Annotated in this window: 14 protein-coding genes; 9 read left to right on the top strand and 5 right to left on the bottom strand. The window is 69.6% G+C overall.

Annotated features, from left to right (window positions below):
- Positions 1 to 10 precede the first annotated feature (10 nt).
- The 3 genes from ACFWV8_RS17205 to ACFWV8_RS17215 form a co-directional block, all read right to left on the bottom strand.
- A complete protein-coding gene (locus ACFWV8_RS17205; RefSeq protein WP_384202207.1) occupies positions 11 to 4,282 on the bottom strand; it encodes a trypsin-like peptidase domain-containing protein in 4,272 nt (1,423 codons plus the stop codon).
- 21 nt (positions 4,283 to 4,303) lie between these two features.
- Complete coding sequence (locus ACFWV8_RS17210; RefSeq protein WP_384202210.1) at positions 4,304 to 4,675, bottom strand: CU044_2847 family protein; 372 nt, start codon at positions 4,673 to 4,675, stop codon at positions 4,304 to 4,306.
- A 129-nt stretch (positions 4,676 to 4,804) separates the two neighbouring features.
- A complete protein-coding gene (locus ACFWV8_RS17215; protein ID WP_384202213.1) occupies positions 4,805 to 6,028 on the bottom strand; it encodes a saccharopine dehydrogenase family protein in 1,224 nt (407 codons plus the stop codon).
- Positions 6,029 to 6,156: 128 nt separating this feature from the next.
- On the opposite strand from ACFWV8_RS17215, the gene ACFWV8_RS17220 reads away from it, so the two are divergent.
- Positions 6,157 to 6,966, top strand: a complete 810-nt coding sequence (locus ACFWV8_RS17220; protein ID WP_384202216.1) for a TetR/AcrR family transcriptional regulator — start codon at positions 6,157 to 6,159, stop codon at positions 6,964 to 6,966.
- Here the strand turns inward: ACFWV8_RS17220 and ACFWV8_RS17225 are convergent.
- Both ACFWV8_RS17225 and ACFWV8_RS17230 read right to left on the bottom strand, forming a co-directional pair.
- On the bottom strand, positions 6,929 to 8,815 hold the full coding sequence (locus tag ACFWV8_RS17225) for a hypothetical protein (RefSeq protein WP_384202219.1): 1,887 nt from the start codon (positions 8,813 to 8,815) through the stop codon (positions 6,929 to 6,931). The genes ACFWV8_RS17220 and ACFWV8_RS17225 overlap by 38 nt on opposite strands.
- Positions 8,816 to 8,968: 153 nt before the next feature.
- On the bottom strand, positions 8,969 to 10,987 hold the full coding sequence (locus ACFWV8_RS17230) for a beta-galactosidase (RefSeq protein WP_384202222.1): 2,019 nt from the start codon (positions 10,985 to 10,987) through the stop codon (positions 8,969 to 8,971).
- A gap of 409 nt (positions 10,988 to 11,396) precedes the next feature.
- Between ACFWV8_RS17230 and ACFWV8_RS17235 the strand changes: the two genes are divergently transcribed.
- From ACFWV8_RS17235 to ACFWV8_RS17270, 8 genes are all read left to right on the top strand, one after another.
- Positions 11,397 to 13,058, top strand: a complete 1,662-nt coding sequence (locus tag ACFWV8_RS17235; RefSeq protein ID WP_384202225.1) for an ABC transporter substrate-binding protein — start codon at positions 11,397 to 11,399, stop codon at positions 13,056 to 13,058.
- Positions 13,059 to 13,123: 65 nt separating this feature from the next.
- Positions 13,124 to 14,107 (top strand): ABC transporter permease, encoded by a 984-nt coding sequence (locus ACFWV8_RS17240; protein ID WP_384202341.1) that lies wholly within the window; start codon positions 13,124 to 13,126, stop codon positions 14,105 to 14,107.
- A gap of 6 nt (positions 14,108 to 14,113) precedes the next feature.
- Positions 14,114 to 15,013: an ABC transporter permease gene (locus ACFWV8_RS17245; RefSeq protein ID WP_384202228.1), complete on the top strand. Its 900-nt coding sequence runs from the start codon at positions 14,114 to 14,116 to the stop codon at positions 15,011 to 15,013.
- Between the two features lie 58 nt (positions 15,014 to 15,071).
- On the top strand, positions 15,072 to 16,157 hold the full coding sequence (locus ACFWV8_RS17250; protein ID WP_384202231.1) for an ABC transporter ATP-binding protein: 1,086 nt from the start codon (positions 15,072 to 15,074) through the stop codon (positions 16,155 to 16,157).
- Positions 16,154 to 17,257, top strand: a complete 1,104-nt coding sequence (locus ACFWV8_RS17255; RefSeq protein WP_384202234.1) for an ABC transporter ATP-binding protein — start codon at positions 16,154 to 16,156, stop codon at positions 17,255 to 17,257. Before ACFWV8_RS17250 ends, ACFWV8_RS17255 begins: the two co-directional genes overlap by 4 nt.
- The gene (locus ACFWV8_RS17260) at positions 17,254 to 18,297 is read left to right on the top strand and encodes a LacI family DNA-binding transcriptional regulator (RefSeq protein WP_384202237.1); all 1,044 of its coding nucleotides are present in this window, start codon (positions 17,254 to 17,256) and stop codon (positions 18,295 to 18,297) included. The genes ACFWV8_RS17255 and ACFWV8_RS17260 overlap by 4 nt, the downstream gene beginning before the upstream one ends.
- A 145-nt stretch (positions 18,298 to 18,442) precedes the next feature.
- On the top strand, positions 18,443 to 20,044 hold the full coding sequence (locus tag ACFWV8_RS17265; RefSeq protein ID WP_384202240.1) for an FAD-dependent oxidoreductase: 1,602 nt from the start codon (positions 18,443 to 18,445) through the stop codon (positions 20,042 to 20,044).
- 12 nt (positions 20,045 to 20,056) lie between these two features.
- A complete protein-coding gene (locus ACFWV8_RS17270) occupies positions 20,057 to 22,228 on the top strand; it encodes a glycoside hydrolase family 3 N-terminal domain-containing protein (RefSeq protein WP_384202243.1) in 2,172 nt (723 codons plus the stop codon).
- Positions 22,229 to 22,522: the final 294 nt, after the last annotated feature.

Below are 22,522 nucleotides of genomic sequence, written 5' to 3' on the forward strand. Positions count from 1 at the left end.
GGCTCGGCTGTCAGGACGGGCAGATGTCCGTGGGCACGCCATGGGCGAGTCCGCGGCGCTCGTCCTGGGTGAGCTCCCGGCCGAGGACCTTGCACAGGTGGCGCCTCCAGAGGGCGGGGTCGAGGCGGAGCAGGTCCTGGGGCTCAAGGTTCGCGGGGTCGCGGAGGATCGCCTTGCCGTCGCGGGTCGCTGCCGGAAAAGCTTGTTCTTCGCCGAATTGGTAGATGTCCTGGTAGCCGGGTTCGTCCGCCTTGAGGAAGTGGATCGAGCCCTTGTAGGCGAGGAAGAAGCCGGCTCCCTCGGTGGGGCGCAGCGACCACTCCTGTGACCACTCGCGGTCGGTGAGCGGCCCGAACGGGCCCGCCACCCTCCTTGCCGGCCGCCCGGGTGGGACCGACCAGAGCTCAGCCATCTGGGCAGTGGTCAGGACGGTCACGTACTCCGGGTCGGCCAGGAAGGAGGCCGAGAAAAGGTCATCGGCGAGACGCACGCGGAGCTTTTCCTCGGGTTTTCCCGTGCGCAGGTCGACGGCGTGCATGTACGACTCACCGGCCACCGTTACGCTCACGAACCCCGGCTTGGGATGGTCTCGTACGGTGAAGGCGGGCCGGTCCTTCTTGGTCAGGCGTATGTCGCGCAGATCAACGGGCCGCGACAGACGCCGACCGCTGCGGGCGTCCCAGCTCTCCACGACAGAACCGGACGTCGTGACGATCCGGTCGTCGCCATGGAAGCCGAGAAAGACCGCCGGCCGTTTCCTGGATTCCAGAGCGGGGGGCTTCGCGGTGCGAAACTCCGCCACCCGACGCAGCGAAGGGAGCGCACGGACCACGACCCGATGCCTTTCCAGGACGTCCGCCACCAGCGTCCCGGGCCCGTTCACTTCGAGGGGCACGTACGGTTCCTGAGCGGGGGCGGACGTGACCTCGGAGAGAATCCCCCCTTCGCCTTCCGTCTCCATGACCCGCAGCAGACCGGCGTCTTCCTTTCTTGCCCTGATGACCATCCTGCTGCCGTCGCCGAGCAACTGCGGCTCCGGGTCCGTGCTGTCGTTGTACAGCGTTCGCGCCCACCCTTTGAGCGCGTTTCCCTCGTTGGTCACCAAGGTGGGTGTGTGAGGAGTCCCGACAAGGAAGGGGGGAGCGTCGACGGTCGCGGAGTACTCGACGCGGTTGGAGTAACTCAGCGGATCGGGGCCGAGGAAATACGTCCGCGGCGCGATACCGGGGTGAGTACCGACAAGGTCCCAGTGGTTGGAGGAGTTGTTCACGACCGCGAAGTAGTCACCGGTGCCGTCGACGGCGATGTCGGAAAGGGTGCAGTCGTACTTGTATTTGTCCATGTCGACGGTCCTCAGCACCTGTCCGTCCGATACACGAACAACGCGAAACCGTGTCTCCGGACCCGTGCAGGAAACCGCCACGCCGGCGTTCCCCGAAACCGCGACCGCGGCTCCACGCGACAACTCGCGTACGGCGCCCGTAGCGATGTCGACCTTCACCAGCGAGGGGCGGGGAAGGAGTCGTTTGGCCACAACCGTGTTCTCGTCGGGCCCGAACCACACGCTGTCCAAGCCACCGAATCGCTTGGGCAGTTCACGAGGCCGCCCGGTCGCCAGGTCCCACACTCGCAAGGGCCGTGCCGACACGGACGCGCCGACCAGGAAATGGGAGTCCGGGGAGAAGTCCATGGTGTTACGGCGGTCCACGTCAGGTAGCGAGTCGGGCCCCAGGAGGGCGCCTCGGAGGGTGCGCATCGGTCCCGCCAGTCGCTTTCCCGTGGGTGTCACGTCGTGCCAGACCACCACGCCGTCCTCACCGCGCACGTAGGCGATCCGGCTGCCGTCGGAGCTGACCACAGGGGACAGGACGTCGTCCACGAAACGGAGCTGTGTATGCCGGACGCTGCCGTCCGCCGTACGGACGAACAGTGTCGCGCGGCCCGTCACGCTCGTCACGAGGGCCACCGTTCCCTCGTCGCTGACGTCCGCCTCCACCATCTTTCCCTGAGCCCCCGCCAGCACCCACGCCGCGCCCTTCAGCTCCGCGTAGCGCCGCATCAGCGCGCTGCGGGCCTCCTGCGTGGGTGCGGTGTCGTACGCCGCGAGAGCTGCCAGGCCCGCCTGAGCGGGGTTGCTGTCCGTCAGCTCGTCCGACTGGATCGCCAGAGACCTCGACCGGCCGTCCGCCGCCCGCTTCGCGCTCACCCGGGACTCCTGCGCGAGGAATGTACCGAGCCCGGCGATCAGCGCGAGGGCCAACCCCACCGCGATCCACCCCGCACGCACCCGGGCGCGCCGTGCCTGGCGGCGCCGGCGGGCCAGCGCGAGGAAATCCCGTTGTTCCTCCGTCAGGTCCGCCTCACGGCTCCGCAACCTCGCCTTCAAGACGGCGAGTTGAAGGGTGCCGGGCAGCAGATCCACCGGGCTGTCCGCCTTCAGCCACCGCTCCAGGTCGTGCTGCACCTCCGCGCGGGCGGCGAGGAAGTCGGCGTCGGCACGGACCAGATCGGCCAGCGTCGGCCACGCGGTGATCAGCGCCTCATGCGCCAACTCGGCGCTCTCCGGGCTTCCTTCGCCCCCGTGGAGGACCAGCAGGCGCTGCCCGGCCAGCGCCTGGGCCAGGCGCCAGCGCCCCTCCCCGGCCTCGTCGCGGGTCAGCCGGCGCCGCAGTGGAGCCTCACCACCCGGCAGCACCCGTACCAGCCCGGTCAGCAGCGCCAGGGCTTCAGCCTCGCCCCCGGACGGGACGCACTGCTGCCACGCCCGCTCGGCGTGGCGGCGCAGCGCACCGGACACCCCGCCGATGTCCTCGTACGTCGTGGCCAGAAGACGCCCCGCCGCCCGGTGCTCCCACAGCTGTTCCAGGACGAAGCCGAGCAGAGGGAGGACGCCCGGTTCGCCGCCCGTGTCGTCCAGTACGCGCCCGGCGAGCCCCGGATCGTACTCCACCGCCGGTACCGTCTCGACCGGCTTGGTGATCACCTCTCGCAGCTGGTCGCGGGACATCGGCGTGAGCGGCAGCGTTGCGCCACCGCGCAGGACGGGTCCCAGGCGCGGGTGTTCGAGGGCGGCGTTCATGAAGTCCGCGCGGAGGGTGAGGAGTACCCGTGCCGAGGTGGTGGGCGGGCGGTCGGGGAAGAGCAGTTCCACGAGTTCGCCGAGTTCGGCGTCCGTGCGGTCCAGGAGCGCCTCGGCCTGATCGAGGATGATCAGCGGCTTGCCGGCGGCCGTGCCGCGGAGCCGGTGGAGCGTGTCGGTGAGCCCTTTGTCCGTGAGCCAGGCCTCCACCTGGTCCACGCTTTCCGCGCGGGCCGGCCCGAACCGGCCGGTACGGACGGCCTCGTGGAGTTCGGTGGCGAGCGCGGAGCGCGGGGACGAGACCTGCCCGGCGTTCACCACGAACACCTCGTACCCGGCCCGCCGCATCCGCGGAGCCACCCCGGCCAGCGCCAGTGACGACTTCCCGCAGCCCGAAGGGCCGTACAGGGTGACCGCGGTGTCGGCACCGCGCAGCGCGGTGACCACGCGCTCGATGTCGCCGTCACGTCCGAAGTACACGTCCGCGTCCTGCTCCTGGAAGGGTGCCAGACCGCGGAAGGGCGTGGGAGGATTCACGACGGCGGCGAGTGAGGGAACCTCCCGCAACACGCTCCTGGTCCGCAGCACGTACGCCTGCTGCGCGTCCTGCTGCGGTTGCGCGGCCACGAGCAGACCGACGACCGCGCCCAGTTCGTTGTCCCAGACCGGACCGCCGCTGAACCCGCGCCGGACGTGTGCGCTCTGCCCGTCCGCCCGGGAGAGCTGGAGCCAGCCCTCGCTGGTGGCGCCGCTGAGCCTTCCGCGGAACCAGGTCTCCCCGGGCTCGCCACCCGTGAACCCCACCGCACGTGCCCCGTGATCCCATACGCTCGCGGCGTCGGCCATCGGCAGGGGACGGGCGGAGGGGATCGCCTCCCGAAGCCGCAGGACCGCGATGTCGCCCGCGTGGCCGGCCCTGATCGGCACCCACTGCTCGACCTCGGCCGGCCACACCTCGGGCCCGCCGCCCTCCCGACGCTCGGCCAGCGGGAGTTCGACGTTGACCACCGCCCCGGTCGGCACCGTCTCGTCACGGGGCCGGTCCAGCGCGTCCGACACCACGTGGGCGCAGGTCAGCACCAGATCCTCGGCGATGAGGAAACCCGCGCCGCTCAGCGCCCCGTGGGGCCCCGTGACCCGGACGACCGCTGAGGCCAGGGCCTCGTCCGGACTCGGCGACGCCCCGTCCGCGGTCTCCGACATCGTGCCCCCAGTCCGGATCGGTCAACTTCCCTGAGGATCATCCCCAGTTGAGTCCCCGGTGTCACGGCGGCTCCAGCTCAGACTCACCGTGAAGTTGGCCGTGGTCGCCGTGCTCGCGATGACGACGTCCGCCCCCGCGGACAGCGAGACCCCGAACTCCAGGGTCATCTCGTCGGGCGGCACGGCGAGTTCCTGGAACCTCCCGACGAAGCTCTCCGCCACCGGCCGTACGGTGTCCAGCATCTGGCCGAGCGATCGCCCGGCACGGGCGACCGAGCCGCCGCGGCCCACCCGGACCACCGACTCGTCCACCTCACGGATCTGAACCCGGATGACCTCCTCGCCTCCCTCGTCCAACGGCACTTCGACCGTGTGCACAAGACGGTCAGTCACAGCAACCTCCAACAGATCGAGCGGCTGGGGATTGTAGCGAAGACAAGTCCCGCTCAGACGCCGGACGTTGATCGGTGAGCCAGGCTCGGGGAACGGCGACCCGCGGATCCCGATCGACCCCGAGCGACGTCAGTTCTCCTCGCGCAGGCCCCACGGGGAGCCGTACGCGGTGAGGAGGTCGAGGAACGGGCGGGGCGGCAGGGCCTCGGGGCCGAGGACTCCGCTGCCGGTCCATACGCCGCCGGCGATCAGTTCGAGGGCGACGACCGGATTGATCGCGGTCTGCCAGACCACGGCCTGGGAGCCGTACTCGCGCATCGACCACTGGTTGTCGACCACGTGGTACAGGTACACCTCACGCACGGCACCGTCCTTGACGCCCCTGACCCAGGTGCCCGCGCAGGTCTTGCCGGTCATACGGTCGCCGAGTGTGGCCGGGTCGGGCAGACAGGCGGCGACCACGTCACGGGGCGAGACCTGGACGGGACCGCCCCGCCCGGGGACCGTGACCTCGGCGGTTGAGTCCAGGCCCAGTTCATGGAGCACCTTGAGCTTGGCGATGAAGTCGTCGCCGAGGCCGTACTTGAACGTCACCCGGCGTGCTTCGACCCAGCGGGGGATCAGCAGCACCTCCTCGTGCTCCACGTTGACGCACTCCACCGGGCCGATCCCCTCGGGAAAGTCGAAGACCTCCGGCTCGCTGAACGGCGCCGTGGTGAACCAGCCGCGCTCCTTCTCGTAGACCACCGGCGGATTGAGGCATTCCTCGATGGTGGTCCAGATGCTGAAGGACGGGGCGAAGTCGTAGCCGTCGACGGTCAGATCGGCGCCGTCCCGGACGCCGATCTCCTCGATCTCGTCGAAGAGTTCGTCGGCCGCGTACCGTGCGAAGACGTCCGACAGACCCGGCTCCACGCCCATGCCGACCAGAGCCAGGCGGCCCGACCGTTCCCACTCGCCGGCCAGCTCGAACTGCCCGTCGCCGAGCTTCACACCGCAGCGCTCGTAAGGGTGGGTGCTGTGCGGTGAGGACAGGGACATCGCCATGTCCAGGTAGTGCGTGCCCGCTGCCAGGGCGGCCTGGAACAGCGGCATGACGAACCGCGGATCGGTGGCGTTGAGCAGCACGTCACACGAGTTCTCGGCGAGCGCCCGGCGCACCGCTTCCTCGTCGGAGGCGTCCAGGCGCAGTGCGCTGAAGCGGTCCCCGCGTTCCCCGAGCGCCGCGACGGCCTTCTCGGCGCGGGAGAGGTCGTAGTCGGCCACGGTCATGTGGGTCAGGAAGTCCCGGCGGGCCGCGATCCGGCTGATGGCGGTTCCGACGCCGCCCGCGCCCACGAGCAGTACACGCATGTCGCACACCCTTCGTCCCCGCAGGCGGACGCCTGTCGGGTACCCCGATGCAACGGGACCGCACCGGCTAGGGTCAACTGTGTTGGCATAAGACCGTGGGCGACAGCCGGGGAACAGAGGAGAGCGCGATGCCGAAGCAGGTGGTGCCGGAAGAGGCGCGACGCAGGCGCCGTCCGACCAGGCAGGGCTCTGTACTGTCCGAGACACTGATCGTGCACACCGCGCTGCGGGTGCTCAGAGAGCACGGCGGTACGGGACTGACCGCCCGCCGGCTGGGCACCGCCCTCGGCGCCGACCCGAGCACCCTCTATCGGTACTTCGCGGGTATGGACGATCTGACCCGCGCCATCGGCGAGGAACTCATGGGACGGGCGCTGGACAACTGGACGGCCACGGGTCACTGGCAGGCCGACCTGCGCGCCCTCGGGCTCGCGATCCACTCCTCCTATCTCGCGCATCCGCAGGCCGCCGTACTGACCGCCAGCCGGGTCACCGGCCGGCCCCGGGAGATCGCGGTGGACGAGGCGATCCTCGGCATCCTGCGCGGCGCGGGTTTCCCCGACGCCACGGCAGTCCGCGTCTACCACGCCTTCATCGACTCAAGTCTGGCCTTCGCCGCCCTGGACGCGGGATCGCTGGCCCTCACCGACGAGGCCCGCGAGAGGGACGAGGAGATGTGGAGTTCGACGTACGCCCGGCTTCCCGCCGACACCCACCCCCATATCGCCACCACCGCGCGACTGCTGGCCGGCCGCATGACACACAGCGCCTACCCGGTCGTCCTGGACACCCTGCTGAACGACGCGGCGGCGCAGCTCACGACGGCAGAGCCGCGGCCCGTCCCCCGTAACGAGCACCACGCCCAGGAGGCCCTGCCAGACGCGGCAGGGCCTCCGTCCGTCAGCCGGCGGGCGCCCGGTCCCGCCCGGCCACGGTGAAGGAGTACGACACCGCGAAGGGGGCATGGCCGTACGTCACGTTGATCGTTTCGCGGGGCTTCGCGCGCAGCGCCGCCACATGGAGGGTCGCGCTGAACGTCTTCGAGTTCTTCCCCGTCTGCGTGACGGTCAACGGTTTCGCGCTCCGGTCGCCCACGCGTACCTCGACCGTGCCCTCGCCGAGGGCCTCGGCGTCCAGGTTCAGCGGTGCGGCCAGCTCCACCCGGACCGTCTCATCAGCCTTCACGACCTTCGCCGGAGCGCGGTCGCGGGCGATCACCTTCAGGTGAGTCTGGTCAGCCGCTCGCCATGCCAGTGACTCGTTCCAGGCGGTGTTGAAGGCGACCCATCCTTCGGTGTGCCCGATATCGCCGATCTCGGGGTCGAAGGGGTAGAGCCCGTTCTTCGGGCTGCCGTCGAGCACGCCCCGCTCGCCCTCCAACAACCCTGCTCCGCCGTAGTATTCGGAGTACCACCCGCGTTCCACGCCCTCGAATCCGTCCTTCTCGCTGGGCGCGTCGTAGGAAGCGTGGCGCCCCGCCGGGTTGCGGCCGAAGAGATTGTCGACCTGTGCCGTGGCGACCTCACGGAGTCGGCCGGCCAGCGGGTCGTCTCCCAGAAGGCGTGCCGCCGCGAGTGCGGGCGCGGAGAAACCGGCCACGTTTCCCACCTCGTTGGGATCGTCGGCACCGCCGCCGGTGAAGGCGGGTATGGTCCAGCGGTCGTCGGAGTAGCGGCGGAAGTCCCAGAGATTGTCCGAGCGTTCGACGGCGATCCGGGCCCAGTCCCGCACGAACCGGGTGATGCCCTCGGGAGCCTGGTCCGGATACGTCTCGGCGAACTGCACCAGTCCCGTGATCAGTACGTGCTCGCTCTGCCGCTGCCCCTTGGTGACGCGCGGATCCGTGACATCCAGCTCGTCGACCAGCCAGGATGCCTGCTTCTGGGCGGCTTCGAGATAACGGCCGGCGTCGTCGCGGCCCTCACGCTTCGCCACCTCGTACATCATCAGGTTCGGCCACACCGAGTGCCCCGGTGCGAGCTCTCCTTTGCCCGTTCCCACCTGCGTATAGACCTGGAGCAGATTCCCGGTGTGAGGTGTGAGCGCCTGCCAGGAGTACCGATCGCGGGCAGGGTTGTCCCAGGTGGCGAAGAGATGGGCGGTGGCACGCTCGTACACCGAGACGGGGATGTATTTCTCCAGCCGAGGATAGGCATAGACGAAAGCGGCGAGCTGCTCCTTGAGTTGAGGGTCGTTCACGTCCTCCTCCAGAAGCACCTCGACGCCCCAGTGAATAAGACGCACGATCTCGGGTGTGCCTTCCGGCAGGGTCACCGGAAGCCCCTTGTAGACAGCGCTGTCCACGTGGATCCGGTCGAACGCGCCGGGGTTCGCCGAATACAGGTCGACGAGTGTCTGGATCTCTTTGGAGTACTGCGACGCGTCGCGCCAGGCCACCCCCTTCATGCACTCACGCGGCCCGTACTCATCGCTGACCGGGTCGGCTTCCTTGCGCGTGTAGTCGCCGAAGTAGCACCGACTGCCCGACATGAATTCGATCGCGCGCCGATAGGAAACCCGCTCGGTCCAGTACGCGCCGATGCCGAAGGGTACGGATGTGCCCACGCCGGCTTTCCCCGTGACGATGACGACGAAGTCACCCGTGTCGCGTGGGTCGAACGCGGTGAGATCGCCTATGCCGTTCTTGATCTTTCCTCGGTGCCTGACGGCACCGGATGCATCGGTGACCGTGAACCTGGCACCGTCCTCCGCCCGTGGCGCGGTGAACCGCTTGGACTCGCCGAGACCGAAGCCGCTCTGGTTGAGCAGCACGGGCTGCGCGGCCATGGGATCTCCTGCCGCCGCACCTGCGGAAACCGGATCGGTCGCGGCAACAGCCGTGCCTGGAACGGCTCCCAGGATGAGCGCACCTATGGCTACCAGCAGACGGACCTTCATGGGCCACCTCTCTTTTCGATGGATGGGAAGAAGCGCGCGACGTCACCGGGGGTTCTCCGCCACCACGGCGACTTCGCCCGCCGCGACGGTGAGAACGCCCGGCGAGCGGGTGGCTGACAGGAGATCGATTCCTGTCGTAGCCACCCGCGCCGGGTGATCGGTGTGGTTCACGACGAAGAGCCAGGACCTGCCGTCGGGGGTGCCGCGGCGGGTGACTTCCACTCCATGACCGGCGCCCGGGACCGGAGTCGCGCAGCCCGCCTGCGCGGCCCACCGGGGAAGGAGCCGCAGGAGGGAGGCGTGGTCAGGGCGGGTGGCCAGGTAGCGGGTGGTGCCGTGGCGAAGGACGGCCGGGCCGCCCCGCGCGGGTCCGTCGGCGAACCGGCTCTCCACCTCCGTATCCGGATCGGGCAGCACACGCTCAGCCCACAGCAGGCCGATCGAGCCGTCGTCCAGACCGACGGACGCTCCGGCCGTGAGCGGCAGGTACTCGTCCACCCGCAGGCCGAGCAGGTCACGCAACTCGCCCGGATACGGGCCGGGGTGGACGCGGTCGTGCGGATCGGCCACTCCGCTGAACGGGCCGACGACCAGATGGCCGCCGCGGGCCGCGTAGTCCTCCAGCGCCCTGGCCGTACCGGACGACAGGGCGTAGAGCGAGGGCACCAGCAGCAGGCGCTGTTCTCCGGGTTCCCCGGGGCCGGACACCAGGTCGCAGGAGAGCCCGAGTTCCCACAGGGCGCGGTACCAGTCGCGGAGAACGCCGGTGTACGTCATGTCGCCGCTGGGCCGGTGGGGCAGTTGGAGGGCCCACATGGCTTCGTAGTCGAGGAGCAGGGCGATGTCGGCCGGCGCACACGTGCTGCCGGCGATGTCGGCGAGGGCGGCCACAGTGGCGCCGAGCGCCTTGGTCTCCCGCCAGACGCGGGTGTCCTCACCGCCGTGGGGAAGCATGGCCGAATGCCACTTCTCCGGTCCGTACACGGACTGGCGCCACTGGAAGAACAGGGCGGCGTCCGCGCCGCGGGCGAGGTGGGTGAGCGTGTTGCGGGCCATCTCCCCCGGGGTTTTGGCGATGTTGCGGGGCTGCCACTGCACGGCGGATGTGGAGTGCTCCATGAGCACCCAGGGCTGCCCGGCCGCGAGACCGCGGGTGAGGTCCGCGGCGAAGGCGAGGTCGGCGGCGCGGTCCGGATCCTCGGAAGAGAGATAGTGGTCGTTCGAGACGATGTCGACCTCACGTGCCCAGCGCCAGTAGTCGCTCCAACGAAGGGAGCTCGCCATGAAGTTGGTGGTGACCGGGCGGCCGGGGGAGTGGGCGCGCACGATGTCGCGCTCGGCGCGGAAGCAGGCCAGATGCGCGGCGTCGCTGAAGCGAAGGAAGTCGAGCCACAGTCCCGGCGAGAGGCTGCTGGTGCTGGGCCGCGGCGGAGTGACCTGTGCCCAGTCGCTGTAGCGCATGCCCCAAACGGCAGTGCCCCAGCGGTCGTTGAGAGCGTCGAGGCCGTCTCCGTACGTAGTGCGCAGCCAGGAGCGGAAGGCCTCGGCGGAGATGTCGCACCAGCAGTGCGGGTTCCCGTTGGCGTACTCGTTGTTGATGTGCCACATCACCACGGCCGGGTGGTCGCCGTAACGCTCGGCGAACCGGCGGGTGATCACGGCCGCGCGCTCCCTGTAGGCGGGGGACGAGGGACAGTACGCCTGCCGGGAGCCGGGCGCGAGCGTTCGCCCGTCGGCGGTCACCGGCAGTGATTCGGGGTGTGCGTGGGAGAACCAGAGCGGCGGTGCGGCGGTCGGCGTGGCCAGGTCGACGGCGATGCCCGACTCGTGGAGAAGGGCGATGACCTCGTCCAGGCCGGAGAAGTCGAAGGCGTCCGGCGCGGGTTCGATCCAAGACCAGGCGAAGACACCGAGGGTCACCAGGTTGACGTTGGCCTCGCCCATGAGGCGGACATCGTCCTTCCACGTCGCCCTGGACCATTGCTCCGGGTTGTAGTCGGCGCCGAAGGCGGGGCGCGGGATTCGGTTCCATGCGAGGTGCGGCCGGTCGGATCGCGGCATGGGGAAGCTCCTGAGCTATGAGCGGCGAAGTGCGGGATCGACGGGGCGGCGCAGTACCCATCCGCCGGCGGCCCGAGCAACGGGCGGCTGGTCCACGAGAGTGTGCGGGAGCGACGACTGGACGCCGACGGGCGGAGCGCGCTATGCACGACGGCCCGTCGCGGTGACCAAGGCAGGTGCTGGAGGCGGCAGTTGATGCACCGTGAGCGCGCTCAACTTAGGCTGGCCGCACCAGGCTGTCAACGGCCGGAAAACATTCCCGTCACACCCTTGACGCTCTCCCGCAACGTCCGTACGTTCCCTGGTCATACGTAGAAGCAAGTGCCCCGGAGCCTTCTTCCGTCATGCTCATACGTATGAGCAACTCTCTGTGCGCAGCCCCGCCCTAACGATCAGCCAGGAGTCAGCCATGCCCACGAGAAGAGTCTTCCTAGCGCGCACCACCGCCGCGGCCGTCACGATTCCCCTCGGGGCGACTGCCTGCACGGCCGGCACGGGCGGGTCAGGGGCGGGCGGCACATCGGCGAAGTCACTCGTGTTCGGCAAGACCGACGGAGGGACGACGTTCGTCCGCAACTACAACATGTTCGGCCCCGCCACACAGAAGTCGCCCAACAGCGAGATGATCTACGAGCCGCTGGCCCGGATCGACTACAGCGACGGTGCGAAGGTCAAGCCGTGGCTGGCCAGTAGCCTGGAGTTCGACGAGGCCGGCACCACGCTCACGGTGACACTGCGCGACGATGTGACGTTCTCGGACGGCAAGCCGATGACCGCCGACGACGTGGTGTTCTCGCTGGGTATCCCACTGGAGGACCCCTCGTTCAACACCGGTGGCACCACCTACGAGCGCGTGGTCAAGAAGGACGCCACGACCCTCACTCTCCACTGGAAGCAGCCCGCCTTCAGCGAACTGGGTCAGCTGGCCTCGATCATGGTTCCGGTCGTGCCCAAGCACATCTGGGCGGGGAAGGACCTCAAGAGCTGGTCCAATCCCGACCCGGTGGGCACCGGCCCCTTCACCCTGGAGCGGTTCGCGGCTCAGCAGGTGACCCTCCGCGCCAGGGACGACTACTGGGGCGGGAAGTTCGCCTTGAAGGAACTCAAAGTCGTCCCGACCAGTAGCGACGCCGTGCGGGCCCAGCTGCTGCGCGGCGAGGTGGACTGGGCGCTCATCGCCTGGAACGGCGCCGAGAAGGAGTACGAGGCGAAGAACCCCAAGCATCACCTGTATCAGAAGTACGCGACCGGCGGGACCTACGCTCTCTTCTTCAACACCGCCAAGGCTCCCTTCGACAACGTCCATCTGCGGCGGGCGCTCGCGATGACCATTCCGCGCAAGGACATCGTCACCATGCTGGAGCGTCCCGGCACGGAGGCGGGACCCACGGGACTGGTCGATGAGGTCTTCGCCGATGTGATCCTGCCCGAGTACCGGAACAAGGTGCAGGCGGTGGACGCCGCCGGGGCGCAGAAGGAGCTGGCGCTGAGCGGCTTCAAGGTGCGGGGCGGCAAGCTGGTCAAGGACGGCAAGTCCTACGCTCCGAGGCTCTCGTTCAACCAGGACTACGGGTGGGACCCGTATGCCAACATCATGATCCGCAGCTGGCAGAAGCATCTCGGAATCACGGTGAAACAGGTCGGTGCCCCCAGTGCCAACCTGTACGAGCAGCAGCAGGCCGGCGACTTCGACCTCACCATCAACTTCACGACCGGCGGCGGCGTCGCCGGCGTCTACAGCGGGCTGAGCAGCCGGGCCCACCGCCCGCTGGGTGAGAAGGCAGCCACCAACTTCGGGCGGTGGAAGGACCAGGCCACCGACACCTCGCTCGGAAAGCTGCTGGGGTCGAACGAACCCGCGGTGACGAAGAGCGCCGGGGAGGAACTCCAGAGGATCGTCGCGGACCAGGTGCCGTACAGCCCCATCTACAACAGCTACTGGTTCATAGCCATCAACGCCTCGCACTGGGAAGGCTGGCCCACGCCCGAGCGCTTCTCCCACGTGCCGTTCCCGGGCCTCGGCCCCGACGCCACACTTACCTTGATGGACCTGAAGCAGGCCGCCAAGTGACTGCGGCGGCCGTTTCCGCCGCGCCTGCCGCGCGCTCAGCAAGAGTTCCCCGCCGCTGGCGGTTCCTGGCCCGCCGGCTCGGCTTCTACCTGGCCGCCGCATGGTCGGCGATCACCCTGAACTTCTTCCTGCCGCGGCTCATGCCGGGCGACCCGTCCGCCGGCATCGTCGACAAGCTCCAGCGGGTCAGCGGCCAGCAGCTGTCGCCGAGCGCCCTGGAATCGATCCAGAAGGTCTTCGGCGAACCGGACACCAATCTCGGCCGCCAATACATCGACTACCTGGGCCAGTTGGCGCACTTCGATCTCGGTGTCTCGGTCAGCAACTTCCCCACGCCGGTGAGCGACCTGCTGTGGCAGGGGCTGCCCTGGACCATGCTTCTGGTCGGATCGACCACCGTGATCGCGTTCGTCCTCGGCACCGGCATCGGCGCCGCCGCGGGCTGGAAGGCGGGCAGCCGCTTCGACACCGTGGTCAGCCCCCTCACCACGTTCGTCTCGGCCATCCCCTACTTCTGGATGGCGCTCATCGGACTGTGGCTGTTCGGCTTCCAGCTGGGCTGGTTCCCGCTGTCCGGCGGATACGACGCCGACCTGCCGATCAACTTCTCCCCGTCGTTCCTGCTCAGCGTGTTGCACTACGGTGCGCTGCCCGCCGCCACCATCGTCTTCTCGGCCTTCGGCGGCTGGCTGCTCGGCATGCGCAACATGACGGTTACCACCGTGCGCGAGGACTACGTTCTTCTCGCCCAGGCCAAGGGCCTGTCCAACCGCAGGGTGATGCTCCGCTACGCGGCCCGCAACGCCGTCCTGCCGAACTTCACCGGCTTCGCTCTCGCCCTCGGTCACGTCGTCGGTGGCGCCCTGCTCACCGAGGTCGTCTTCAACTACCCGGGTGTCGGCTATCTGCTCTTCACCTCGCTCCAGCAGCGCGACTACCCGGTCATGCAAGGGGTCTTCTTCCTCATCATGCTGACCGTTCTGCTGGCCAACCTGCTGGCCGACTCGGTGTACGCCCTGCTCGACCCGCGCATCAGAGAAGGAGGGTGACGGGAGTTGAACACCGCATTCCTCACCAGCTGGAAGGTCCGCGTCGGCCTCGGTATCCTGGCCTTCTTCTGTCTGCTCGCCGTGTTCGGGCCCTGGCTGGTGGGCACCCTGCTGGGCCTCGACCCGCGCGAGAACGACACCAGCGTCATCGCCCAGCCACCCGGCGCCGCCCACCTCCTGGGGACCAACCAGTTCGGGCAGGACGTCCTCGCCCAGGTCGTCGCCGGGGCCCGCGGGTCGATGTACGTCGGGCTCCTCGGCGCGGTGGTCGGCACGGCGATGGCGATCCTGATCGGAGTACCGGCCGGGTACTACGGCGGCAAGGTCGACGCCGCCCTGAACTTCCTGACGAACCTGTTCCTCGTCCTGCCCGTGTTGCCTCTGATCCTCATCGTCGCCGGCTATCTGGAGGGCACGGGAATCACCACCATCGCCCTGATCATCGGCTTCTTCGGCTGGTCCGGCGGCGCCCGTACGCTGCGCGCCCAGGCGCTCAGCATCGCCAACCGTGACTTCGTACGCGCCATGCGGATGCTCGGCGAGCGGGGCCGCAGGCTGGTCTTCGCCGAAGTGCTGCCCCATCTCACCGGCCTCATCGCCTCGATGTTCCTGCACGCGATGATCGGCGCGGTGATGGCCGAGGCGGGACTCGCCTTCCTGGGCATCTCCGACTCATCGGCGATCAGCTGGGGAACGATGATCCAGTCGGCGCAGCAGCAGAGCGCCGTGCTGCGCGGCCTGTGGTGGTGGTTCGTACCGCCCGGCCTGTGCATCGCCCTGATCGGTACGGCCTGTGCCCTGGTCAACTTCGGCGTCGACGAGATCGCCAACCCCAAACTGCGAGTTGCCCGCCCCGTCTCGGTGCGGCGCGCGAAGCGGCTCGCGCGAACAGGCGGTGGGGCGTGATGGTCAGGTGCCCTGTGCCGCCGCGCCCGACGACCGTTCCGACCGGAGGTGGATCCCGATGACCGTACAGGCCGAGCAGCACATGCCGTCCAAGACCTCCGCCGGACAGGCTGTCCTTGAGGTACGTGGCCTGACCGTTCAGTACGCCACCGGTGGCGTACCCGTTCGCGCCTGCTCCGACATCTCCTTCACCCTGAGCCGGGGCGAGATCCTCGGCGTGGCCGGGGAGTCGGGCTCCGGGAAGTCGACGCTGATCACCGCCCTGACCCGGCTCCAGCGCCCGCCCGCCGTCACCACCGCGGGAGAGATCCTCTTCCATGGCCGCGACGGTGCCCCGCCCGTCGATCTCGTCGCGCTCGACGGCAAGCGGATGCGCCGCTACCGGTGGACCGCGCTGTCCATCGTGCTGCAGTCCGCCATGGACGCGCTGAACCCGGTGATGCGGATCGGTGCCCAGTTCGCCGACGTCCTGCGGGCCCGCGACCGCTCGCTGAGCAAGCGGGACGCCTGGGCGCGGGCCGCCGAACTGCTCGCCCTGGTCGGCATCTCCGCCGACCGCGTCCGCGACTACCCGCACCAGCTGTCCGGCGGTATGCGCCAGCGCGCCGCCATCGCCCTGGCCCTGGCCTGCGGGCCCGAGCTGGTGGTGATGGACGAGCCGACAACCGCGGTCGACGTCGTGATGCAGCGCCAGATCCTCGCTCAAGTGCTCAGGTTGCGGCGCGAGTTGGGCTTTGCCGTCGTCTTCGTCACCCACGACCTGTCGCTGTTGCTCGAACTGGCGGACCGTATCGCCATCATGTACGCCGGCCGCATCGTCGAGGTGGGTGAGGCGGCGGCCCTCTACAGCGCCCCGAAACACCCGTACACCCAAGGACTGCGCGACTCCTTCCCGCCGTTGCACGCCCCGCTGCGCACCCTGCGCGGCATCCCCGGGACCCCGCCCGACCTGCGCCGCCCACCGGTCGGCTGCCCCTTCCACCCGCGCTGCGCACAGCGGATGAAGGGGTGCGAGGAACGGCTGCCGGCCCTGCTGCCCGTAGGGCCGAAGGCAGGGCACGAGGCGGCGTGCCTGCTCAACGAGACCGAGACCGAGACCAAGACCGAGATCGACAGCGGCGAGACGAAAGGCGGGATCCTGTGAGCAAGGTCCTGCGTGACAAGGTGTCCGAGGCGGACGCGCCGGAGTACGTGCTGGAAGCACGGGACGTCTCCAAGCACTTCACCGTCCGCGGCCCCCTCGGCGGCACGTCCGTCGTCCGCGCTGTCGAGGATGCCACCGTCCGCCTGAAGCCCGGTCAGATCCTGGCGCTGGTGGGGGAGAGCGGCAGCGGCAAAACCACTCTGGCCCGCATGCTGGCCCGCTTCCACGAGCCGACCCGGGGTGAGATCGTGCTCCGGGGCGAGACCGTGCGCGGCAACCGGCGGGCACAGCGCACCTACCACTCCGAGGTGCAGCTGATCTTCCAGGACCCCTTCGGATCGCTGAACCCGCTGCACCGTGTCCGCTACAACCTCGAACGTGCGCTGCGCCTGCACCAGCCGCACCTGACGGCCCAGGGGCGGAAGACGCGGATCACCGAACTCCTCGAACGCGTCAGCCTCACTCCGGCCGCGGAGTTCGCGGCGAAGTTCCCCCACGAGCTCTCCGGCGGGCAGCGCCAGCGCGTCGTCATCGCCCGCGCACTCGCCGTGGAGCCGAAGGTCCTGCTCGGCGACGAACCGATCTCCATGCTGGATGTGTCGATCCGGCTGGAGATGCTCAACCTGCTGCAGGGACTGCGTACCGAGGACGGTCTCGCGCTGCTCTACATCACGCACGACATCGCGAGCGCCCGCTATCTGTGTGATGAGATCGCCGTGATGTACGCAGGACAGATGGTGGAGTCAGGCCCCAAGGAGGAAGTGATCGCGTTCCCGCGGCACCCGTACACCAAACTGCTCATAGAGTCCTCGCCGGACCCCGAGCGCGGCGTGGGAGACCGCGACAAGCTCTTCGCGGGAGCCGACGAACTGGGCGAGCCGCCCAGTCTGATCGACCCGCCGACAGGCTGCCGGTTCCACCCCCGTTGCCCCTTCGCGATGCGGGAGTGCGCCGTCGAGGCCCCGCCGCGCACGGAGTTGGGCGACGGGCACTGGGCGAAGTGCTGGCTGCACGCCAAGGGCCGGGCCGGGGAACTCGCCGAGACGACACATGCCGCGGCGACCGCCGCCCGGCGGGAGAAGCTCCAGGGGGCATCATGACAGCGCGACGACGGGGCAAGGCACCCAGCCAGGCGGACGTGGCACGGCTGGCCGGGGTGTCCCAGTCCGCGGTGTCCCGCGTGATCAGCGGGAACGCGGCGACCGCACGGATCCCGGAAGAGACGAGACAGCGGGTCTTCGAGGCGGTGCGAGAGCTGGGCTACGTCGCCAATCCGGCGGCACGGGCCATGCGCAAGAAGCGCAACAACCTGCTGGGGGTGCACACCTTCGAGCGTGTGTTCCCCCGCGCGCACGAGGACTTCTACTTCGAGTTCCTCCTCGGCATCGAGGAGCGGGCCGAGGAGACCGGCTTCGACCTGGTGCTGTTCACCTCGACCGGGTCCGGCACCGACGGTGAACGCCAGATCTACAAGGACGGCACCAATCGGCTCAACCTCGCCGACGGCAGCATCCTGTTCGGTGTCGCGGCCGACCGCGGTGAGCTGGCCCGCCTCTGGTACGAGGGCTATCCCTTCGTTCACATCGGCCGCCGCGACGTACCCGGCGCACAGATCCCGCAGATCGTCCCCGACTACCACGCGGCGAGCGGACAGATCGTCGAACGACTGGTGCGGCACGGCCATCGGCGACTCGGCTACATCCGTGAGTGGCTGCAGATGGAACCGTACGAGGACCGTCGCCTCGGTTACGCGGAGGCGGTCGAGCGGCTCGGACTGACCGATGTCTCGCCGGGGTTCCACGGTGCCGTGGACATCGACGGGCCGTGGCTCGACGAGGTGGCGGGCGGCGCGGTGACCGCGATCGTGGTGGAGTCCGTGCGGCTGGCGGAGTCCCTGCGCGACCAACTGGCCGCGCGCGGACGGAAGATCCCCGACGACGTGTCCGTCGCCGTGCTGGAGGCGGCGCCCGCTGACCTGTCCGGACAGTGGGACTCCCTGGTGATTCCCCGCGTCGAGATCGGCCGGCTCGCCGTTGACCGGTTGCAGGCCATGCTCGACGACCCCGACCTGCGCACCAGCAGCCTGATGGTGCCCTGCCCGCTGATTCCCGGTACCACCATCGCGGACGCGCGCGAGTAGGCCCGAACAGCTCTCACCACCCCACAACCCCGGACGCGCCGGCACCCGCGCGGCGCCGTCCGCCGGTCCCGGCTGCCCCGAAGCCGACGACCGACGCCGACCGACCACAGCGACCGGTAGAGCCGGCAGAAGGAACCCCGAACCCATGACAGACATACGAACCGAGGTCCTCGTCGTCGGCGGCGGCCTCGGCGGCGTGGCCGCGGCGCTCACCGCCGCCCGGCTCGGCCGGACCGTGGTGCTCACCGAGGTCACCGACTGGCTCGGCGGGCAACTCACCGCACAGGCCGTACCGCCCGACGAACATCCCTGGATCGAAGGCCCGGCCGCACCACCGGGCTACACCGAGCTGCGCCGCCGCGTGCGCGACTACTACCGACGCAACTATCCCCTCGGACCCGATGCCGCACAGGACCCGCTGCTCGACCCCGGGCTCGGCGTCGTCAGCCGCATGTGTCACGAACCGCGGGTGGCCGCCGCCGTCCTGGAGGAGATGCTCGCCCCGTGGCGGTCCTCCGGCGCGCTCACCGTCCTGACCGGATACGAACCGGTCGCCGCGCACACCGACGGCGACCGCGTCGAGGCGGTCACGCTGGCCGGCCGGCGCGGCGAACCCGAGATCACCGTCCAGGCCGACTACGTCGCGGACGCCACCGAGCTCGGCGACCTGCTGGAACTGGCCGGCGTGGAACACGTGATCGGCGCGGAAGGGCGCGACGAGACCGGGGAGCCGCACGCCCCCGAGACCGCCGACCCCCTGGACCAGCAGGCCGTGTCCTGGTGCTTCGCCCTGGACCACAGGCCCGGCGAGGATCATGTGATCGACCGGCCCGCGTCCTACGACCACTGGCGCACCACCGTCGCCCCGTTCTGGCCCGGTTCGCAGCTCTCCTTCACCGACGTCGAGCCCATCACGCTCCGGCAGCGCACCTGGGCACTGATGGGTGCCGACCGGGCGGCGGGCGAGCACTTCGACCTGTGGCAGTTCCGCCGTGTCCTGGCTCGCGAACAGTTCGCGGCCGGTGCCTTCGCCTCCGACGTCACCGTGGTCAACTGGCCGCAGATCGACTACTGGGAGGCGCCGCTGCTCGGAGTCGACGCCCAGCGGCGACAGGCGGCACTCGACGCCGGCCGAGATCTGTCACTGTCCTTCCTGTACTGGCTGCAGACCGACGCCCCCCGTCCCGACGGGGGCACCGGCTGGCCCGGCCTGCGGCTGCGGCCCGACGTGACGGGCACCCCGGACGGTCTGGCCAAGGCGCCGTACATCCGTGAAGCGCGCCGCATCAGAGCGGAGTTCACCGTTGTCGAGCAGCATGTGGGCGTCGAGGCCCGCCCGCCGGGCGCGGGCGGTGCGGTGTTCCACGACAGCGTCGGCCTCGGCAGTTACCGCATCGACCTGCACCCCAGCACCGCGGGCCGTTCGTACATCGACATCGAGTCCTACCCGTTCCAGATCCCCCTCGGCGCGCTGATCCCTGTCCGTGTCGACAACCTCCTGCCCGCCAACAAGAACATCGGCACCACGCACATCACCAACGGCTGTTACCGGCTGCACCCCGTGGAGTGGGCCATCGGCGAGGCGGTCGGCGCGCTCGCCGGATTCTGCCTCGACCGGGCCCTGCCGCCCCGCAAGGTCCGCTCCGACCAGAACCAACTCGCCGACTACCAGAGGCTGCTCAGCCACACCCTCGGCATCCAGCTCGCCTGGCCGGAGGAGATCCGCTCCCGGCCGCACCACTACTGAGAGGAATCCGCCATGAGCGGCCATGAGCACGGGCCCCGTATCGAGGAACTCCTGGGACGGATGACCGTCGAGGAGAAGCTCGGCCAGTTGCAGCAACTGGCCTGGGCCTGGGACACCGGGCCGGGCGGTGGTGACACCGTGGCGGCCGAGACCGCCGCCCGAAAGGGCCTGCTGGGTTCGGTACTGAACGTGGTCGGCGCGCGGCCGAGCAACGCGCTGCAGCGCATCGCGGTGGAGGAGTCCCGTCTGGGCATCCCGCTGGTCTTCGGCCTGGACGTGATCCACGGCTTTCACACCACGTTTCCGATTCCGCTGGGTCAGGCGGCCGCGTTCGATCCGGCGGTGACGGTGGCGGATGCGGAGGTGTCGGCGCGCGAGGCGCGGTCCAACGGGATCCACTGGACGTTCTCTCCGATGATGGATGTGACCCGGGAGCCGCGCTGGGGCCGGATCGCGGAGAGCATGGGCGAGGACCCGTACCTGACGACCGCCTACGCGGTGGCCAAGGTACGTGGCTACCAGGGCGACGACCTGCGCGCCAAGGACCGGGTCGCCGCCTGCGCCAAGCACTTCGTCGCCTACGGGGGCGCGGAGGGCGGCCGTGACTACAACACCGTCGACGTGTCCGAGCAGCGGCTGCGCAACCTCTATCTGCCGCCGTTCAAGGCCGCTGTCGATGCCGGCGCCGCCACGGTGATGGCCGCGTTCAACACCGTCAACGGCATTCCGGCTCACGCCAACGAGCACACCCTGACCGGAATCCTCAAGGACGCGTGGGGTTTTGACGGGGTGGTGGTCAGCGACTGGACCGGCGTCCTGGAACTGGTCACGCACGGTGGTGCGGTGGACGAGGCCGACGCGGCACGGCGGTCACTGACCGCCGGAGTGGATATGGAGATGGTCTCCACCACCTTCGTCGAGCACGGCCGCGACCTGCTGGCCTCAGGGGCGCTGACGGGGGAGCGGCTGGACGACGCGGTGTCCCGGGTGCTGCGGCTGAAGCTGCGTCTGGGCCTGTTCGAGCGCCCCTACGTGGACGAGTCCGCCGCTCTGTCCGCCCCGAGCGCGCGGGCGCGGGCCGCGGCGCGCGAGGCGGCCGGCCGTTGCATGGTGTTGCTGAGGAACGAGAACGCGCTCCTGCCTCTGGACGCGTCGGGCCTGGGCTCGCTGGCGGTCGTGGGTCCGTTCGCCGACTCCGGTGACCTGTTGGGTACATGGACGCTGCCGGGTGCACCGGAGGCGGTCCCGGTTCTGTCCGGGTTGCGCGATGCGTTGCCGGACACCGGCATTCGCCATACGCCCGGGGTGGCGGCTGAAGGAGCCGACACCTCCGGTATCGCGGAGGCGGTGGCTGCCGCCGAGGCCGCCAACGCCGTGGTGCTGGTGGTGGGTGAGCCGTCCGCGATCAGTGGGGAGGCGGCCGTGCGCAGCGAACTGGGCCTGCCCGGTGCGCAGGAGGAGCTGATCGACGCGGTCGCTGCGACCGGCACGCCGTGCGTGGTGGTGCTGGTGGGCGGGCGCCCGCTGACGATCGGCGGGTGGGCGGAGAAGGTGTCGGCGATCGTGATGGCCTGGCATCCGGGCATCGAGGCGGGTCCCGCCGTCGCGGACGTTCTGACCGGCGCGGTCGTCCCGGGCGGCAAGCTGCCGGTGACGTTCCCGCGCGTGGTGGGGCAGCTCCCGCTCTACTACAACCATGAGCGGACCGGTCGCCCGTACAACCCGGCCGAGCCCGACGTGACGTACGTGTCGAAGTACCTCGATGTCGCCGATGGCCCGGAATTCGCGTTCGGCTACGGCCTGAGCTACACCACCTTCGAGGTGGGGGAGCCGCGGTTGAGCTGTGAGCGGATCGCCTCGGCGGAACTGCGGGCGGGCGCGTCGGTCGAGGTGAGTGTCCCGGTGCGCAACACCGGTGACCGGGAAGGCGAGGAGGTGGTCCAGCTCTACATCCAGGACCCCGCCGCGACCATCGTCCAGCCGGTCCGCCGGCTGCGCGGCTTCCAGCGGGTCCGGCTGGCGGCGGGGGAGGAGCAGCACGTCCGCTTCCTCCTGGGCGCCGGTGACATCGGCTACTGGACCAACGACCCGAAAGGCGTGTTCACCGTGGAGCCCGGCGAGATCCACATTCACACCGGCAACAGCTCACGGACCGGGGCCCGGCGCACCCTCCTGATCACCTGACCGCCTTTACGGGGTTCGCCGTCGGACATCGCACCGCGCCGGGACGCGCGCGGTTGTCCGGCACGGCTGTCCTCGATGACCCGGTGCCGGCCCGGAACGGGGACCGGCCCGCACCGCCAGGACCGTCTCGACCCGGACGGCGAAGCCGTCCGCCGAAGGGAGCGATGCGCCGAGGAGACGCCCCTCACCTGCTCTTCGATCCATATCGCCTGGACGCCATGCCGGCAGCGCCGCGTGGTTCGTCAAGGCATGCCTCAACCACGAGTCGTCACCCGCGTGTCCGTGCGTCGTCAC

The organism is Streptomyces sp. NPDC058665, from assembly GCF_042714995.1.
Taxonomy (GTDB): domain Bacteria; phylum Actinomycetota; class Actinomycetes; order Streptomycetales; family Streptomycetaceae; genus Streptomyces.

Excerpts from the sequence above, each read along its gene's own strand:
- ACFWV8_RS17205 (WP_384202207.1), bottom strand. The coding sequence starts at position 4,282 with ATGTCGGAGACCGCGGACGGGGCGTCGCCGAGTCCGGACGAGGCCCTG.
- ACFWV8_RS17215 (WP_384202213.1), bottom strand. The coding sequence starts at position 6,028 with ATGCGTGTACTGCTCGTGGGCGCGGGCGGCGTCGGAACCGCCATCAGC.
- ACFWV8_RS17220 (WP_384202216.1), top strand. The coding sequence starts at position 6,157 with ATGCCGAAGCAGGTGGTGCCGGAAGAGGCGCGACGCAGGCGCCGTCCG.
- ACFWV8_RS17225 (WP_384202219.1), bottom strand. The coding sequence starts at position 8,815 with ATGGCCGCGCAGCCCGTGCTGCTCAACCAGAGCGGCTTCGGTCTCGGC.
- ACFWV8_RS17230 (WP_384202222.1), bottom strand. The coding sequence starts at position 10,987 with ATGCCGCGATCCGACCGGCCGCACCTCGCATGGAACCGAATCCCGCGC.
- ACFWV8_RS17235 (WP_384202225.1), top strand. The coding sequence starts at position 11,397 with ATGCCCACGAGAAGAGTCTTCCTAGCGCGCACCACCGCCGCGGCCGTC.
- ACFWV8_RS17250 (WP_384202231.1), top strand. The coding sequence starts at position 15,072 with ATGACCGTACAGGCCGAGCAGCACATGCCGTCCAAGACCTCCGCCGGA.
- ACFWV8_RS17260 (WP_384202237.1), top strand. The coding sequence starts at position 17,254 with ATGACAGCGCGACGACGGGGCAAGGCACCCAGCCAGGCGGACGTGGCA.
- ACFWV8_RS17265 (WP_384202240.1), top strand. The coding sequence starts at position 18,443 with ATGACAGACATACGAACCGAGGTCCTCGTCGTCGGCGGCGGCCTCGGC.
- ACFWV8_RS17270 (WP_384202243.1), top strand. The coding sequence starts at position 20,057 with ATGAGCGGCCATGAGCACGGGCCCCGTATCGAGGAACTCCTGGGACGG.